We start from the raw sequence: 15,126 nt of genomic DNA on the forward strand, positions 1-15,126 counted from the left end.
CCGTCCCCTACGTGACGACACTGCCCCTGGCCTGACCCCTCGCCGCGAGCCCATGCAGCGGCTCCTTCGCGCCGTGGAGGGTCCCCGTGCGACCAAAGAGGTCTCCCTCCGCCAGGTCATCTTCAATGGCTACGTCATGCTGGGGCTGGTGCTCATCGGCTGGATGTTCCTGGCGGACGCGCTCTTCAAGGACGTGTTCCCCCAGCTCGCGGCGTGGAAGGACGGAGTGCGGCTGGGCGTGGGGCTCCTGCTCACCCTCACCGCGGCGTTCCTGCTGCCTTCCTGGTTGGTGCGCATCACCCGCGTGAAGGTGCTCAGCCGCTCCGCCTATGAGATTTCGCAGGGAGACCTGTCCAAGCCGGTGGCCGCCGAGGGTGGCCGCACGCGCGACGAAATCGACGAGCTGACGGGCGCCATCATCCGCATGCAGGAGAACCTGCGGGAGCTGGTGGGCAAGATTCAGGAGACGGCCAAGAGCGTGGCGGACACCGCCATCGACCTGCAGCGCTCGGCGGAGAACGTCAACGGGTCCACGGAGGAAGTGGGCTCGTCGATGAACATCATCGCCGGGGGCGCGGAGTCGCAGTCGCAGCTGGTGTCCAAGGCGTCCAAGGTCATCACGGAGATGGCCAGCAGCATCCAGCGCGCGACGGGCAGCGCGGAGGACGCGGCGCGGACCACGGCGGAGACGAGCAGCGCGGCGGAGGACGGCTCCAAGGCGGCGCGGCTGGCCGGCGACAAGGTGAAGAAGGTCTTCAACCGAATCGAATCCGCCAGCCAGCAGGTGTTCGCCTTCGGCGAGAAGACGCAGGAGATTTCGAAGATTGTCGACGCCATCACCCAGGTGGCGCAGCAGACCAACCTCCTGGCGCTCAACGCGACGATTGAAGCGGCGCGCGCGGGTGAGTACGGCCGCGGCTTCGCGGTGGTGGCCGACGAGGTGCGCAAGCTGGCGGAGAGCGCGGGCCGTTCCGCCGAGCAGATTTCGAAGCTGGCGCGGGACATCTCCGGTCAGTCCACCTCCGTGGTGAGCGCCATGAAGGAAGGCATCGCGGAGCTGGCCGAGGGCCGCGAGGACCTCACCAACATCGTGCGCAGCATGGGCGCCATCACCGACACCATCCGCAAGGGTTCGGAGAAGGTGCACCTCATCTCCGAGAGCACCCGCGAGCAGCACAAGGGCAGCGAGGAGATGGTGAAGGCCATCGAGGAAATCAAGCTGGTGGCGCGCAACAACGCCGCGTCCACGGAGGCCATCCAGTCCGTCATCCAGGAGCAGACGGCCGCCGTGTCGCGCATGACGTCGCTGGCCAGCGAGCTGACCAACCTGTCCGTCGAGCTGCAGAGCGTGGTGCGCAGCTTCCGTCTGGGGCCATGAGCAAGTCCTCCGCTTCGTCGTCCGATGCCGCCCTGCGCGCCGTGGAAGTCCGTCTGCGCGAGGTCATGCTGGCGTTTCCCCACGTCACCGAGGAGTTTCCGTGGGGACACCGCACGGCCAAGGTGCGGGGGAAGATGTTCGCCGTCCTCGTCCTGGACGAGCAGGGGCTGACCGTCACCACCAAGCTGCCCCAGTCCCACGAGGCGGCGCTGATGCTCCCCTTCGCCGAACCCACCGGCTACGGCCTGGGCAAGAGCGGCTGGGTGACGGCGCGCTTCGCCCCCGGTGAGGTGGCCCCGGTGGAGCTGTTGTCCCTGTGGGTTCACGAGAGCTTCCGCGCCGTGGCGCCCAAGGCGGTGCTCGACGCCGTGGACGGTGGCAAGCCGCCGCGTTCGTCCCAGGTGAAGAAGTCCACCCCGGCCAGGAAGAAGGCCGTGTCGGTCGGGAAGAAGCCCACGTCGGTCGCGAAGAAAGTCGCGCCGGCCGCGAAGAAATCCACGCCGGCCGCCAGGAAAACGGTGGCGAAGAAGGCGGCGCCTGGGGTGAAGAAGCCCCGCACGGCGCGGCGCGCCACCGCGTCCCGCTCAAAGCAAAGCTGATACAACACGACCTCTGTGCGGCACGTCATCTTCCGGGTGGAGAAAGAACGCTACGGGCTGCCGCTGTCGGCGGTGCGGGAGGTCGTGGTTCCCCCGGAGAAGTTCACGCGGGTTCCGCGCGCGCCCCCGGCGATAACGGGGGTGATGAACCTGCGGGGCCGGGTGGTGACGGTGGTGGAGCTGCGTCAGCTCCTGGGGTTGCCGGACGGTGCCACGCCGCCGTCCCGCGTGGTTCTTCTGGACCGGGGCCGGAGGGATCTGGGACTGTTGGTGACGGACGTGGATGGAATCGAGGCGGTGGAGCGGGTGAGCACGGCACCGGGCAAGTCGACGCCGGCCATCCGTGGCGTTGCTCGGCTGGGCGGGCTGGGAGTGACCGTGCTGGATCCAGAGGGACTGGACGCCGCGGTGGTTGCCTTGTTCACCCATTCCAAGTGAGTAGCCCCCTGGAAAGCGCGGGTGATAGTGTCCGCGCTCCTCTAGGCTAGGCGATTCGGAGGCGGAGTTCTTCACATGGCTAAGCGGGTCCTGGTCGTCGACGATGCCATCTTCATGCGCAACATGATCAAGGACATCTTCGCGTCTGGAGGGTTCGAGGTCGTCGGCGAAGCGGCCAACGGTCTGGAAGCCGTGGAGAAGTACAAGGAGCTCAAGCCTGACCTCACCACGATGGACATCGTGATGCCCTTCAAGAGCGGCATCGAGGCCACGCGGGAGATCATCAAGCACGACAGCAGCGCGGTGGTCATCATGTGCTCCGCGCTCGGGCAGGAGAGCCTGGTGATGGAGGCCATCGAGGCGGGTGCCTCGGACTTCATCGTCAAGCCGTTCCGGGCCGAGGATGTGCTGGCCGTGGTGAAGAAGGTCCTGGGAGAGGCGTGAGCGGCATCGCCTCCGGGCGGGTTCGCGACGCTTCCTGACGAGGTCGGGCCATGACGATGGACATGTCCCGCTACCTGGGCCTCTTCATCTCGGAGGCCACCGAGCACCTGGAGGCGCTCGGGCGGGACCTGGTGCAGTTGGAGCGCGAAGGCTCCTCGAGCGCGGTGGACTCGATGTTCCGCCATGCCCACTCGGTGAAGGGCATGGCGTCGTCCATGGGCTTCGAGCCCATCGCCATCGTCGCGCACCGGGTGGAAGACCTGGTGGACGCCGTTCGGCAGGACCGTGGCCGGTTGGACCGGGACCTGGTGGACCTGCTGCTGAGCGCCTCGGACACGCTGCTGGCGCAGGTTCGCGCCGTCGCGGAGGGACGCCCACCGGATGACGCGTCGGCGCTGCTCGCGCAGCTGGGGGTCCGCGTCACGGCGATGACGGGCCATGCGCCCACCGCCACCCGCGTCGCCAAGGTCACCGTGCTCAAGCCGGAGGGCTCCGACAACGGAGAGGACCCCAGCTCGGGCTCGTCGGGCAGCGGCGGCGCGTCCGGCTCTGGTTCGTCGGGCACCGGCGGCGCGTCCGGCTCCGGCTCGGGCTCGTCGGGCAGCGGTGGTGCGTCTGGCTCTGGCACGGGTTCGTCGGGCAGCGGCGGCGCGTCTGGCTCCGGCACGGGTTCGTCGGGCAGCGGTGGTGCGGGCTCCACGGGGGCCACGCCTTCGAGCACGCCCGAGTCAGGCTCCGGTGGAGGTACGTCATCGGGGACGTCCGGGAGCTCGACTCCCGCGCCGGACACGTCGTCTGGCGGAACACCGGGGCCGGGCTCGCAAGGCACGACTCCCGGCAATGGCTCTCAAGCCTCGGGCGCCGTCGCGCCGGACGCGCCAGCTCGGCTGACGGCTCCGGAGACCGGGGTGGGAGGCGTGCGGGAGGTGCTGGGAATCGGCGCGCCTCCGTCCTCCGGCAATGGCATGGCGTCCCCGGCGACGCCGACCGTGCTCCCCGAGACGCTGGTGGCCGACCTGGGGACGGCGCTCAAGGCGGCCTCCACGGGAGTGCTTCCCGACGACCGCGCCACCCAGCGCTGGGCGGTGCGGCTGCGCATCTCCCCCACGTGTCAGGTGCCCGGCGTGCGGGCCTTCCTGGTGCACAAGCGGCTCACCACCCTGGGCACGCTGGTGGACCTGCGGCCCGCGCTGGAGGAGCTGAAGGCCGGGCGCATCCCGGACGGCTACATCCAGCTGGAGCTGGAGACGTCCGTGGGCGAGGCGGGCATCCAGTCCTCGCTCAAGAACGTGGCGGAGGTCGACGTCGTCTCGGTGAAGCTGGCCGTGGCCGTCCCCGTGCCGGTGGTCGTCCCCACGACGACGGCCGAGGGGGGCCGTGCGACGGGAGACTCCTCGGCGCGCACGGTGCGCGTGCGCACGGAGCTGCTCGACTACTTCCTCGACACGGTGGGCGAGCTGATGCTCGCCACGGCGCGCCTGCGCGAGGTGGGCAAGGTGCTGCCGGAGAACGTGCGGCCCGTGCTGGACGAGGGCGTCTACCGGCTGCACACGCTGGTGAAGGACCTGCACGACAAGGTGATGTCGGCGCGCATGACGCCGCTGTCGCTCATCACCGACCGGCTGCCCCGCGCGGCGCGCGACATCGCCCGCCGCAAGGAGCGCGAGGTCGACCTGGTCATCACCGGCGCCGAAATCGAGCTGGACCGCGCCATCCTCGACGAGCTGGCGGACCCGCTGCTGCACCTCTTGCGCAACTGCATCGACCACGGCCTCGAATCCCCCGAGGAGCGAATCGCCGCGAAGAAGGGCCCGCGCGGGCGCGTGCTCGTGGCCGTCAAGCGCGCCAGGGACCGCGTCATCCTCGAGCTGGAGGACGACGGCCGGGGCATGAACCCCGCGAAGCTGAAGGCCGCGGCGGTGGCGCGCGGACTGCTCCCTCCGGAGGTCGCCACACGGCTGACGGACCGGGAAGCGTTCATGCTGTCGTGCCTGCCAGGGGTGTCCACGGCGAAGGACATCACGGACATCTCCGGCCGGGGCGTGGGGATGGACGCCGTCAAGCGCGTGGTGGAGAGCGTGGGCGGCACGCTCGAAATCGACAGCGAACCGGGCCGGGGCACGCGCTTCACGCTGCGGCTGCCGCTGACGGTGGCGGTGGTGCACCTGCTGCTGGTGGAGGTGGGGGACGAGGTGTTCGGCCTGCCCATCGCCAAGGTGGTGGGCGCCACGGAGGCGGACGGCGACGCGCTCAGCCGCAGCCGCGAGACGGCGCTGCTGCCGCATGGCAACTCGCTGTTGCCCGTGCATGCGCTGGACACGCTCGTCGGGGTGCCGTCGCCGGGGCTGCGGGGCGTGCGGCCCTTCGTGGTGATGGAGGGTGACTCCGGCCGGGTGGCGCTGGGCGTGGACCGGCTGCTGGGGCAGGAGGAAGTGGTGCTCAAGCCGCTGTCACGGCCGCTGGATTTGTTGCCGGGACTCTCCGGTGTGACCATCCTCGGGAGCGGCCGTCCGGTCTTCATCCTGGATGTGCCGAGGTTACTGTCCGCGTGAGCTTTCCCCTCCCCAGCGACGCGCAGCTCGATGCCCTGCGCGAGGTGGCCAATATCGGCTGTGGCCATGCCGCCAACGCCCTCTCCCGCCTGATGGGCGGGCGCCAGGTCGACCTGTCCGTCCCTCGGGTGGTGCTCACCGGCCCCTCGGACGCCGCGGGACTGCTGGGGGGAGACGCGCCCGCGGTGGCGGCCTGGCTCTCCATCACCGGCGCGCTGCGGGGCGTGTTGATGCTGGCGATGCCGCTGGCGGATGGAACGGCGCTGGAGACGCTGCTCCTGGGCGGGCAGGGGGCCGGGCAGGCCGAGCGTGACAGCGCGGTCTCGGAGGCCGCCAACATCGTCGCGAGCGCCTGCCTGTCCGCCATCGGCAAGCTGACGTCGTGGCGACTGATGCCGTCGGTGCCCACGCTGCGCAGGGACACGGCGCGAGCGCTGGTGGACGCGGCGGTGTCCCAGGTGGAGGGCGACGCCGGCCGCGTGGTGGTGCTGGAGGCGCGCTTCATGGCGGCGGCGACTCCGCCGGTGAGCGGGCAGTTGCTCCTGGTGCTGGAGCGGGACAGCTCCCGGGCGCTCCTGGCGCGGCTGGGCGTGTAGCCCGTTTCGGAGTAGACGGGCCCCATGGATGAGAAGGCGCTGAAGCAGCTCCTGGGGAGCGTGAAGTCGGGCCGCGTCTCGGTGGACGCCGCCGTGGGCAAGCTCAAGGATTTGCCCTTCGCGGAGCTGGGCTACGCGACGCTCGACACCCACCGCAACCTCCGCTTCGGTTTCCCCGAGGTGGTGCTGGGCGAGCCGAAGACGGTGGAGCAGCTGTTGGGCATCGTCGGCGCGCTGGTGGAGCGCAAGCAGACGGTGCTGGTGACGCGGCTGCAGCCGGACAAGGCCGAGGTCCTCGTGTCGCGCTTCCCCAAGGGGCTGTACCACCCGGTGGCGCGCATCTTCCATCTCAAGCAGGGCAAGGTGCGCTCTGGCAAGGTGGCCATCGTCACCGCGGGCACCAGCGACATCCCCGTGGCGGAAGAGGCCGCGGTGACGGCCGAGGCCATGGGCGCGGAGGTGCGGCGCGTCTACGACGTGGGCGTGGCGGGCATCCACCGGCTGTTGCGGCGCCGGGAGGAAATCCAGGAGTGCCACGTCGCGGTGGTGGTGGCCGGCATGGAGGGGGCGCTCGCGAGCGCGCTGGGGGGGCTCGTGGGCATCCCCGTCGTCGCGGTGCCCACGTCCGTGGGTTATGGCGCCAACTTCAAGGGCCTGTCCGCGCTGCTGGCGATGGTGAACTCGTGCGCCTCCAACGTGGCGACGATGAACATCGACAACGGCTTCGGTGGAGGCTTCTACGCGGCGCTCGTCTCCCGCACGAAGGGACGGCGGTGAGCCCCATGCGACGCATCCTCTACCTGGAGCCGGTGGGCGGCATCGCCGGGGACATGTTCCTGGCGGCGGGCATTGATTTGGGGCTCAAGCCCGAGGCGATTGAAGCCGCGCTGCGGGGCCTGAGCGTCCCGGGGTGGAAGCTGGCGGTGAGTCGCGCCGTGCGCCACGCCATCAGCGGCACCCACCTGGATGTGGTGTTGGACACGCGCGAGGCGCATCCGCACCGCGCCTATGCGGACATCCGCCGCCTCATCGAGTCCGCGTCCACGCTGTCGCCTCGCGTGAAGGAGCGCGCGCTCGCGGTGTTCCGCGCCATCGGCGAGGCCGAGGCCAAGGTGCACGGCGTGTCCATCGACGACATCCACTTCCACGAGGTGGGCGCGGTGGACTCCATCGTCGACATCTGCGGCGCGGCGGTGGTGCTGGAGTTGTTGGGCGACCCGGAGGTCCACGCGGCGCCGCCTCCTTTGGGCAGCGGCTCCATCCGCGTGGCGCATGGCACCATGCCCATTCCGGTGCCGGCGACGTTGGAGCTGTTGCGAGACGTGCCCGTGCGCTTCGAGGGCGTGGGCGAGCTGACGACGCCCACCGGCGCGGCGCTGCTCAAGGTGCTCGCGCACATTGGCCACCCTCCCGACTTCATCGTGGAGAAGGTGGGCTACGGCGTGGGCACCAAGGACTTCAAGGACAGGCCCAACGTGCTGCGTGCGTCCCTGGGCCGCATGGAGGCGACGCGCTCGGAGGGGCTGTGGGTGGTGGAGGCCAACCTGGACGATGCCACGCCCCAACTGCTGGGACACCTGGTGGAGCGGCTGCTCGCCGTCGACGCGCTGGATGCGTGGGTGACGCCCGTGGTCATGAAGAAGAGCCGCCCCGGGCACCTCTTGAGCGCCCTGGTGGAAGGCGGCCTGCGCGACACGGTGGTGGACACGCTGCTGCGCGAGTCCACCACGCTGGGCGTGCGCTACCACCGCGTGGAGCGACAGGCGCTGGAGCGCGACTGGGTGGAGGTGGAGACGCCTTGGGGCCAGGTGCGCGTGAAGCGCGGCCTGCGCGACGGCGCCGTCCTCAACGCGCACCCCGAATTCGAGGACTGCCGCCGCCTCGCGGAGGCCGCTGGTGTCCCGCTCAAGCAGGTGGTCGCCGCGGCCCTGGTGGCGCTCAGCCAGCGAAGCTGAGCCGCGGTCCTCCAGGTTGTGTAAGGCCCCCCGGCCAGATGACGGATGAACCGGGGGACATGGTCATGCGAAAACATTCTTGCTAGTTTGTTTCTGGCAAGAGGGGGAAATTCCATGACTGATGCAATCCGTAGGAGCCTGGGGCCTGTCATCCGGACCGTGGGGAACGTCGCCATCGAGAAGACGGTGCCGCCGCCGCTGCAGCAGGTGGCCAAGGCGGCCATGAACTTCGCGGTGTCGTCGTTCGAGCAAGCCCGTCCCGCTCGCGCGCAGGTGTCGCTGGAGGTCCCGCCGCCTCCCGTGACGAACGCGTCGGTGCAGGGCAACGACAGGCTGGAGGTGGGGGACAAGCTCCAGGTGGAATCGGGGATTGGGGTGAATCTGCGGGAGCGCCCGTTGGCGAGCTCCAGGGACCTTGGCGGCTTCAGGAACGGGGAGCGATTGGAGGTCATCGCGCCGCCGCAGGGCTCGCCGGAGCAGGCTGGCTTCGTCTACGTGCGCGGCCCCGATGGGAGCACGGGCTGGGTGAGCACGTCCTTCACCCGGGAGCTGACGGAGGCCGAGGCGGCGCAGGCGCCCGTGGCGGTGGGGACTCCCAGCGACGAAAACACGGCGGCTTCGGCGGAGTACCAGGACGTCTACGTCGACCAGTTCGGCGCCGAGGGAGACGTGGGCGGCGACGGCGAGAACGCCAACTGCGGTCCTTCCGCCACGCTCACGGCGCTGCGCAACGAGGGCCTGGAGATTCCGCCCATCCCCGACCTCGTCACCACGCACGGTCAGGACACCACGGGCGCGGAAGTGCAGGCGGTGCGCTACTGGGGCAATCACGAGAACGACTCCGGCGATGACGGCGTCGGCACGAATGACCAGGGCGAGGTCGTCTACGCGTTGGGGGAGAACGGGAGCTACACCGGCACCACGGACATCGAGCACGCGGTGACGGCCGCGGGCGGCACCTTCTACCGGCCGGCGGCGAATCCGGCGGCCATCGCGGATGCCATTCGCGACGGCAGCACGGTGGTCATCTCCGGCTCGTTCTACGAGTACTCGACGGCGACAGACCTGACGCCCGAGGCGCTGAGGGCCCCCGAGGGTCGCGTCTACGTGGACGACAACGGCGACTTCCTCCCCGACGAGACCGCGCCGGGTGAGTACACCCTCGCCACCGAGAAGAAGAAGGACACCTGGACCCAGGGCGGTGGCGCCATCGAACACTTCGTCGCCGTGGTGGGCGTGACGGACGAGGGCAACTTCATCGTGTGTGACCCCGCGCATCCCTCGAAGGCGCCCATCGAGGTGTCTCCCGAGAAGCTCGATGCCTTCATGCGTGGCAACCGCAGCGCCATCGCCATCGACGGTCCGACGACCGAGGCCTCGTAGTCGCGAGGAGTCCAGGTCCGGGGTGCCGCCCTTCGCCAGTTCGGGTGGCGCGGGCACCCCGGCCGTTCATCGCCAGCGCCTGAACCGGCTCCGCCACGGTGTGAACAACAGGGCGAGGAGGAACATCATCCCGATGCCCACCCAGCGCACGTCGCCCGGGCCGAAGCGAAGCAGTCCGAGCGTCACCCCAACATAGGCCCCCATGGCGAGGCACCGCGCGAACGTCGAGGGCAGCAGGGCCAGCAGCCCGGTGCCCACGGTGGAGTGACGCGCGAAGAGGCGCCACGCGCCGTGCTTCTGCTCCTCCGCGCGCAGCTTCCCCAGGAGGAACGCGTAGCGCTCCGAGTCCTCGCGGCGCTCCTGCTCCAGCCGTTGGAGCGCGCCCTCCCGCTCGACGCCGAGCTGCTTCGCGCGCTGCTCCCGGTGCTCGCGCGCGAGCTGCTCCCTGTAGGCGAGTTGCTCGGGTGTCCCCAGGTCCGCGCCGCACTGCTGGCAGTGTTTCGCGAAGCGGCCGTTGTTCGACGCGCAGACGACGCAGCGGGGAAAGTCCGGCCCGTCGTCTTCCGAGCTGTCGGGCCGCTGCTCCAACACCACCGGGGCCTGGGCCTTGAAGCGCTCCAGGTGCGCCTCGGGGACCTCGCCCTGGGGCAGCGCGCCGCGCTCGGCGATGTCCTCGAAGCGGCGCCCTCCGTCTTGAAGCTGGGGTGGCAGCTCCCGCTTCGCGCGCTCGCCCCGGTCCTTCTCCAGGTGGAGGAAGCGCGACAACTTGGAGCTCATGTCGCCCTCTGGGGCAGGGTCCTCCCGGACGAGGCCGGACGCGTGCGGCCTCTCGCCCAGTCGCGCAGCCGGCGAATCTCGTCGTGCATCGTCACCGACAGCGGGAAGGTGTCCTGGATGGTGCGCACCAGATGCCGCTGGGCCAGTTCGGTGTCCTCCGCGAAGGCTTCATAGAGCCCGGCCACCACCACCTGCTCGATTTCGGCGCCGCTGAAGCCCTCGGTGAGCGTGGCCAGCTCCTCCGTCGAGAAGCCCTCTGGCTCCCGCTTCCTCCGTCGCAGGTGGATGCGGAAGATGGCCTCGCGCTCGGCCTGCTCGGGCAGGTCGATGAAGAAGATTTCGTCGAAGCGTCCCTTGCGAAGGACCTCTGGCGGCAGGCCGTCGATGCGGTTGGCCGTGGCCACCACGAACACTGGCGCCGTCTTCTCCTGGAGCCACGTCAACAGCGTGCCGAAGACGCGCGCGGACACGCCGGTGTCTCCCGCGCCGGAGGAGGCCACACCGGACAGCCCCTTCTCGATTTCGTCCACCCACAACACCACCGGCGCCACGCTCTCCGCCACGCGGATGGCCTTGCGCAGGTTCTCCTCGGAGGAGCCAATCAGCCCGCTGAAGATGCGGCCCATGTCCAGCCGCAAGAGCGGCAGGTTCCAGTGCGCGGACACGGCCTTCGCGGTGAGGCTCTTGCCGCAGCCCTGCACGCCCAGGAGCAAGAGGCCCCGAGGCTCCGGCAGGCCGAACTGGCGGGCCCGCTCGCCGAAGGCCGCGGTGCGCTGGCTCAGCCACCCCTTGAGGTTCTCCAGCCCTCCCACGTTCCCCAGCGACTCCTCGGGCGGGTAGTACTCGAGCAACCCGCTCTTGCGAATCACCTGCCGCTTCTCGTCCTGGATGCGCTTGATGTCCTCGGGGCCCAGCTTGCCGTCATGGGCAATGGCCTTGGCGAAGGCGTTCTCAGCCTCCGCCATCGTCAGCCCGAGCGCCGCCTTGATGAGCTGGTCGGCGTGGTCTCTCGACAGGTCGATGGTCGCCTTGTTGGTGCGCCGCACCACCGCGACAATCTCTCTCAAGAGCTGGAGCAAGTCGTTGTACCCGGGCATGGGCACGTCGATGACGGAGATTTCCTTCTCCAACTCCACGGGGATGAGCAGGGTGGGCGACAGGAGGATGACGGTGGTGAAGGTGCTCTTGAGGAAGTGCGCCAGTTCCCGCAGCGCGCGCACCACGCCCCGGTCCTCGAGGTAGGGATGGAAGTCCTTGAGCACCACCAGCGCGGGCTCGCCCAGCTTCTCGATGGCGGCCATCGCGTCGATGGGATTGCGCGTGTCCTCGGGCAGGGGCGCGGTGCGCGAGGTGCCCATGCTGCGCAGGCCCCGGGTGATGGACCAGGTGAAGAGGGCCTTGCCGTGCGCGCGCGCCAGCTCCGCGAGGATGGCGTCGACGCGGTGCTCCTCCCACGACACCAGGTAGAGCAGCGGGTAGCGAGCCCGCACGAAGATGTCGAGCTCCTCGAGCCACGGCTCGGCGGGACGGGAGACGCGGGCGCTGCCGGGGGAGAAGGACGACATTCGTCCAGTACTCTAGTGGGCACCGCGCGGAAGCGAAAACGCGGGTGCCCACGGGAGTGGCGTGCGTCCGACAGGGCTCTACGCGGGCCGGCTCGGCGCGATGAGGGTGAAGGCCGCCCCTACCGGGTCCGTCACCACGGAGAAGCGGCCATAGGGCGAGTCGGTGGGCTTCACGTGGACCTTGCCGCCCAGCTCGGTGACCTTGCGCACCGAGGCGTCCGTGTCCGTGACAGCGAAGTAGTTCATCCAGTGGGGTGGCAGGTCGCCGGGCCACTGCGCGGTCATCTGGAGCACTCCGGCCACGGGCTCGCTGCCTTTGTCGAGGGTCCAGTAGTCCATGCCGAGGTCCAGCTTCTTGGCCTCCAGGCCCAAGAGGGCGGAGTAGAAGTCCTTCGCGCGGATGCCGTCGCGGGTGTTCACCTCGTGCCAGGCCATGGTGCCGGGCTCTCCCACGAGCTGCGCGCCTTTGTGCCCGCGTGACTGCCAGAGCCCGAAGCTCGCGCCCGTGGGGTCCGTACAGACGGCGACCCTGCCCGCGTCGAAGACGTCCATGGGGGCTGCCACCACCTTGCCTCCCAGCTTCTCGACGCGCTGGACGAAGGCATCCACGTCATCCGCCTCGAAGTAGACGCTCCAGGCGGTGGGGTAGGGCGCGTCCTTGGGCTTCAGGCCGATGCCGGCCACCATGCGGCCGTTGAGCTGGCACATCGAATAGAAGCCCGACTCCTCGGGACCGATGAGGTAGGTCCATCCGAACAGCGCGCTGTAGAAGGCGCGAGACCGTTCCAGGTCCGGCGTCGTCAGGTCCATCCAGGTGGGTGTTCCGACCGCATGCTTTTCGACCGTCGGCATGTCGTGCTCCTTCGTGGGATGAGGCTTCGTGCGGGTGAAAGGTATCCACCCCCGGGGTAGTCGCGCGAGCCACCTTGCCTGCTCTGTCTGTCCGGAGGGAGGGGTCCCCTGTCGCGGCGTGTCCTTCACGACGCCGAGGTGGAAGGCACGTGGACCCTCCGGCCCTCTTCGTTGGAGCGGAGCGCCGCCGCGATGACCTCCTGGGCGATGGCGCCGTCTTCCACCGTGGCGAGTCCGTCGCGGGGTGCTCCGCGCAGCAGGCCGAGGAATCGGCGCGCGCCTTCCTCGTGGGCGCGGGCCCAGGGCTCGGGCTCGCCGGGTCGGGGCTCGACGCCGGGGGCGAGGTCCTTCCAGGTGCCTTGCTCGAAGCCGCGTACGGGGGAGATGCACCAGCCTCCGCGCGAGGGCACGTAGCCCCCGGAGAAGCCCACCTCCCAGTCGTGGCCGAGCAACGTCCATCCGCCGTGAAGGCCCGGCTCAGGACATGCGGCATGCGTGAGTACCAGCACGGCGCCGGAGGAGAGTCCCACGTGCAACGCGGCGGTGTGGACGGGCCGGCCGGAGAGCGAGGCCTGCACCCAGACAGGCGCGTGTCCTGTCAGCCACAAGGCCGCGTCGATGACGTGCGACAGGCCGCCCCAGTCTCCGGATTCGCCAGTGAGGGGCGCGTCGGGTGCATCGTCGCCGATGGACGTGAAGCCAGTGCGCAGCGTGAGGACGAGGTGGCGCACGGAGCGTCCACGGAGCCAGTGCTTCAGGGCGCGAAGGGGCGGCAGCATGCGGTAGGGGAAGTTGACGGCGCTGGGCGTCGGGGTGTCGTGGGCGCGGCGTGCCACGAGGCGTGCTTCTTCGATGGTGCGAGTCAGGGGCTTCTCGCAGAGCACCGCGCGTCCGGAATCCAGAGCGGCGAGTACATGGGTGGCGTGCAGTGCGTCTGGGCTCGCCACGACCACCGCGTCCACGGCGGCGCACAGTTGATGCACGTCCGTGGTGGCCAGGGGAATGCCTTCCTGCTCGGCGGCGATTCGGGTGGCCACGGGGTCGCGTCCGCACAGGGCCGCGATATCCGCGCCCGCCGCGCGGAAGGCTCCCACGTGCATGCGCCCCCACTTCGTCCCGATGATTCCGATGCGCGCCATGGGGGCGCAGCCTGCCAGAGACGGAGGTCCGAGCGTGTAAGCGCCTTCACGGTGTCGCCCCGCGAAGCGAGGCCGTTCGTGTCATGCCGTGCCGGCACGCATGGGGCGAGCACGCCTCCGCTGGGGACATGCGATGCTGTGCGCGGCCCGGCCTTCACATCCGGGCACGCCCGAGACGAGGCCCCTTGATGCAGCCCGCGGTTCCCCTGTCCTCGACGCCCTCCGCCGACTTCGTCGCTCCGTACTTCGCTCCCGTGCGCGGCACGCGAGAAGAAGCCCGGGTGCCGCTGGTGCTCGCCGGCGTGCTGGCTCCCATTCTCATCGCCACGTTGCTGCTCAGCCCGGAGGGCCCGCTCAACTGGCTGCTCGAAGTGGGCCCCGGCCTCATCGGCATGGTCGTCCTGGCCGCCACCTTCCGCCGCTTCCCCATGTCTCGCTGGGTCTACGTCTGCGTCTTCCTGCACGTGCTCGTGCTGACGTACGGCGGCTACTACACCTATGCCCTCACGCCCCTGGGCGACTGGGCGCGAGACACCTTCCACCTGTCGCGCAACCCCTATGACCGGCTGGGGCACTTCGTTCAGGGCTTCTTCCCCGCGTTCATCATCCGCGAGGTGCTGCTGCGCGCCACGCCCCTGCGGCGCGGCGGCTGGCTGAACTTCCTCACCGGCGCGGTGGCGCTGGCCATCAGCGCCTTCTACGAACTGCTGGAGTGGTGGGCCGCGCTCCTGTTGGACCCCGAGGGCGGCGACAAGTTCCTCGGCTCGCAAGGCGACATCTGGGACGCGCAGTGGGACATGTTCCTCGCCCTCTGCGGCGCCACCCTGGCCATGGCCGTCTTCGGCCGTGCCCACCTGCGAAGCGTGGAGCGACTGGTCGCGCGTGCGAAGCTCACATCCACTTGAGCGAGTAGCGCCGCACGGTGTGCCGAGGCGTCATCTTCGCCTCGGTGACTATCTTCCCGAACCCCATCAGGAAGCCGCGGAACGTCCCCAAGAGCAGCGGCGCGGGAAGGCGCGAGCCGCTCTCCAGCTCCGCCGCCAGGGGCATGAAGGCCACGGTGCGCGTGCTGTCCGTCGCGGGCAGGTCCTTCACCAGCGCGCGCAGCACCGAGTCGAAGTCGCTGAACACCTTCTCCACCGAGTCGAAGCCCTTCGCCCGAGCCAGCGGCAGCGTGCGCATCGCCGAGCGCTGGGCAATGGCCTCCACCGCCCTGTCTCCCAGCGCCGCGTGCAGCTCCCCCGTCATGCGCACGTAGTCCTCCCACGCGTACCACGTGTCGTCACGCATGCTGTTGATGGTGCGCTGGTGCGCTGGAAAGCGCGAAGACGCTGCCGTCATCGCGCCGAGGATGGCCTTGAACCAGGCGCCCTGGATTTCGCCGGACATGAGTTGCTCCCCTGACTGGAGAGCACTCCACCCGCGTGGCCCCTCGCGAACCAGAGGGC

General features: G+C 69.8%; 15 protein-coding genes. 10 read left to right on the forward strand and 5 right to left on the reverse strand.

Annotation, left to right across the window (positions count from 1 at the left end):
- The first annotated feature begins 52 nt into the window (after positions 1–52).
- The 9 genes from FJV41_RS08770 (at position 53) to FJV41_RS08810 (ending at position 9,345) form a co-directional block, all read left to right on the forward strand.
- Entirely contained in the window at positions 53–1,378 is a 1,326-nt protein-coding gene (locus FJV41_RS08770) for a methyl-accepting chemotaxis protein (protein ID WP_217439534.1), read from the forward strand.
- Positions 1,375–1,977 carry an MmcQ/YjbR family DNA-binding protein gene (locus FJV41_RS08775; protein ID WP_141641979.1) on the forward strand — a complete coding sequence of 201 codons (603 nt, stop codon included), beginning with the start codon at positions 1,375–1,377 and terminating at the stop codon, positions 1,975–1,977. Before FJV41_RS08770 ends, FJV41_RS08775 begins: the two co-directional genes overlap by 4 nt.
- 15 nt (positions 1,978–1,992) lie before the next feature.
- The gene (locus FJV41_RS08780; protein ID WP_141641980.1) at positions 1,993–2,415 is read left to right on the forward strand and encodes a chemotaxis protein CheW; all 423 of its coding nucleotides are present in this window, start codon (positions 1,993–1,995) and stop codon (positions 2,413–2,415) included.
- Positions 2,416–2,490: 75 nt separating this feature from the next.
- Positions 2,491–2,859, forward strand: coding sequence for a response regulator (locus FJV41_RS08785; protein ID WP_015352829.1), 369 nt, complete (start codon positions 2,491–2,493; stop codon positions 2,857–2,859).
- Positions 2,860–2,909: 50 nt separating this feature from the next.
- Positions 2,910–5,411 (forward strand): chemotaxis protein CheA, encoded by a 2,502-nt coding sequence (locus tag FJV41_RS08790; RefSeq protein WP_141641981.1) that lies wholly within the window; start codon positions 2,910–2,912, stop codon positions 5,409–5,411.
- On the forward strand, positions 5,408–6,007 hold the full coding sequence (locus FJV41_RS08795; RefSeq protein ID WP_141641982.1) for a chemotaxis protein CheC: 600 nt from the start codon (positions 5,408–5,410) through the stop codon (positions 6,005–6,007). The genes FJV41_RS08790 and FJV41_RS08795 overlap by 4 nt, the downstream gene beginning before the upstream one ends.
- A gap of 24 nt (positions 6,008–6,031) precedes the next feature.
- On the forward strand, positions 6,032–6,784 hold the full coding sequence (larB, locus tag FJV41_RS08800; RefSeq protein ID WP_141641983.1) for a nickel pincer cofactor biosynthesis protein LarB: 753 nt from the start codon (positions 6,032–6,034) through the stop codon (positions 6,782–6,784).
- A gap of 5 nt (positions 6,785–6,789) precedes the next feature.
- The gene (larC, locus tag FJV41_RS08805) at positions 6,790–7,962 is read left to right on the forward strand and encodes a nickel pincer cofactor biosynthesis protein LarC (RefSeq protein ID WP_174486762.1); all 1,173 of its coding nucleotides are present in this window, start codon (positions 6,790–6,792) and stop codon (positions 7,960–7,962) included.
- 114 nt (positions 7,963–8,076) lie between these two features.
- Positions 8,077–9,345 carry an SH3 domain-containing protein gene (locus tag FJV41_RS08810; RefSeq protein WP_181790497.1) on the forward strand — a complete coding sequence of 423 codons (1,269 nt, stop codon included), beginning with the start codon at positions 8,077–8,079 and terminating at the stop codon, positions 9,343–9,345.
- 66 nt (positions 9,346–9,411) lie between these two features.
- Here the strand turns inward: FJV41_RS08810 and FJV41_RS08815 are convergent, their stop codons facing one another.
- The 4 genes from FJV41_RS08815 to FJV41_RS08830 form a co-directional block, all read right to left on the reverse strand.
- On the reverse strand, positions 9,412–10,122 hold the full coding sequence (locus FJV41_RS08815) for a hypothetical protein (RefSeq protein WP_141641986.1): 711 nt from the start codon (positions 10,120–10,122) through the stop codon (positions 9,412–9,414).
- Positions 10,119–11,687 (reverse strand): Ycf46 family AAA ATPase, encoded by a 1,569-nt coding sequence (locus FJV41_RS08820; protein ID WP_141641987.1) that lies wholly within the window; start codon positions 11,685–11,687, stop codon positions 10,119–10,121. Before FJV41_RS08820 ends, FJV41_RS08815 begins: the two co-directional genes overlap by 4 nt.
- A 78-nt stretch (positions 11,688–11,765) precedes the next feature.
- Positions 11,766–12,539, reverse strand: coding sequence for a VOC family protein (locus FJV41_RS08825; protein WP_141641988.1), 774 nt, complete (start codon positions 12,537–12,539; stop codon positions 11,766–11,768).
- A 125-nt stretch (positions 12,540–12,664) separates the two neighbouring features.
- A complete protein-coding gene (locus tag FJV41_RS08830) occupies positions 12,665–13,678 on the reverse strand; it encodes a Gfo/Idh/MocA family protein (protein WP_141641989.1) in 1,014 nt (337 codons plus the stop codon).
- 188 nt (positions 13,679–13,866) lie between these two features.
- Between FJV41_RS08830 and FJV41_RS08835 the strand changes: the two genes are divergently transcribed.
- Positions 13,867–14,583, forward strand: coding sequence for a DUF2238 domain-containing protein (locus FJV41_RS08835; RefSeq protein ID WP_141641990.1), 717 nt, complete (start codon positions 13,867–13,869; stop codon positions 14,581–14,583).
- Here FJV41_RS08835 and FJV41_RS08840 read toward each other — a convergent pair.
- Positions 14,570–15,067 carry a hypothetical protein gene (locus tag FJV41_RS08840; RefSeq protein WP_141641991.1) on the reverse strand — a complete coding sequence of 166 codons (498 nt, stop codon included), beginning with the start codon at positions 15,065–15,067 and terminating at the stop codon, positions 14,570–14,572. The two genes, FJV41_RS08835 and FJV41_RS08840, sit on opposite strands and share 14 nt — an antisense overlap.
- Positions 15,068–15,126 lie beyond the last annotated feature (59 nt).

Source organism: Myxococcus llanfairpwllgwyngyllgogerychwyrndrobwllllantysiliogogogochensis (assembly GCF_006636215.1).
Taxonomy (GTDB): domain Bacteria; phylum Myxococcota; class Myxococcia; order Myxococcales; family Myxococcaceae; genus Myxococcus; species Myxococcus llanfairpwllgwyngyllgogerychwyrndrobwllllantysiliogogogochensis.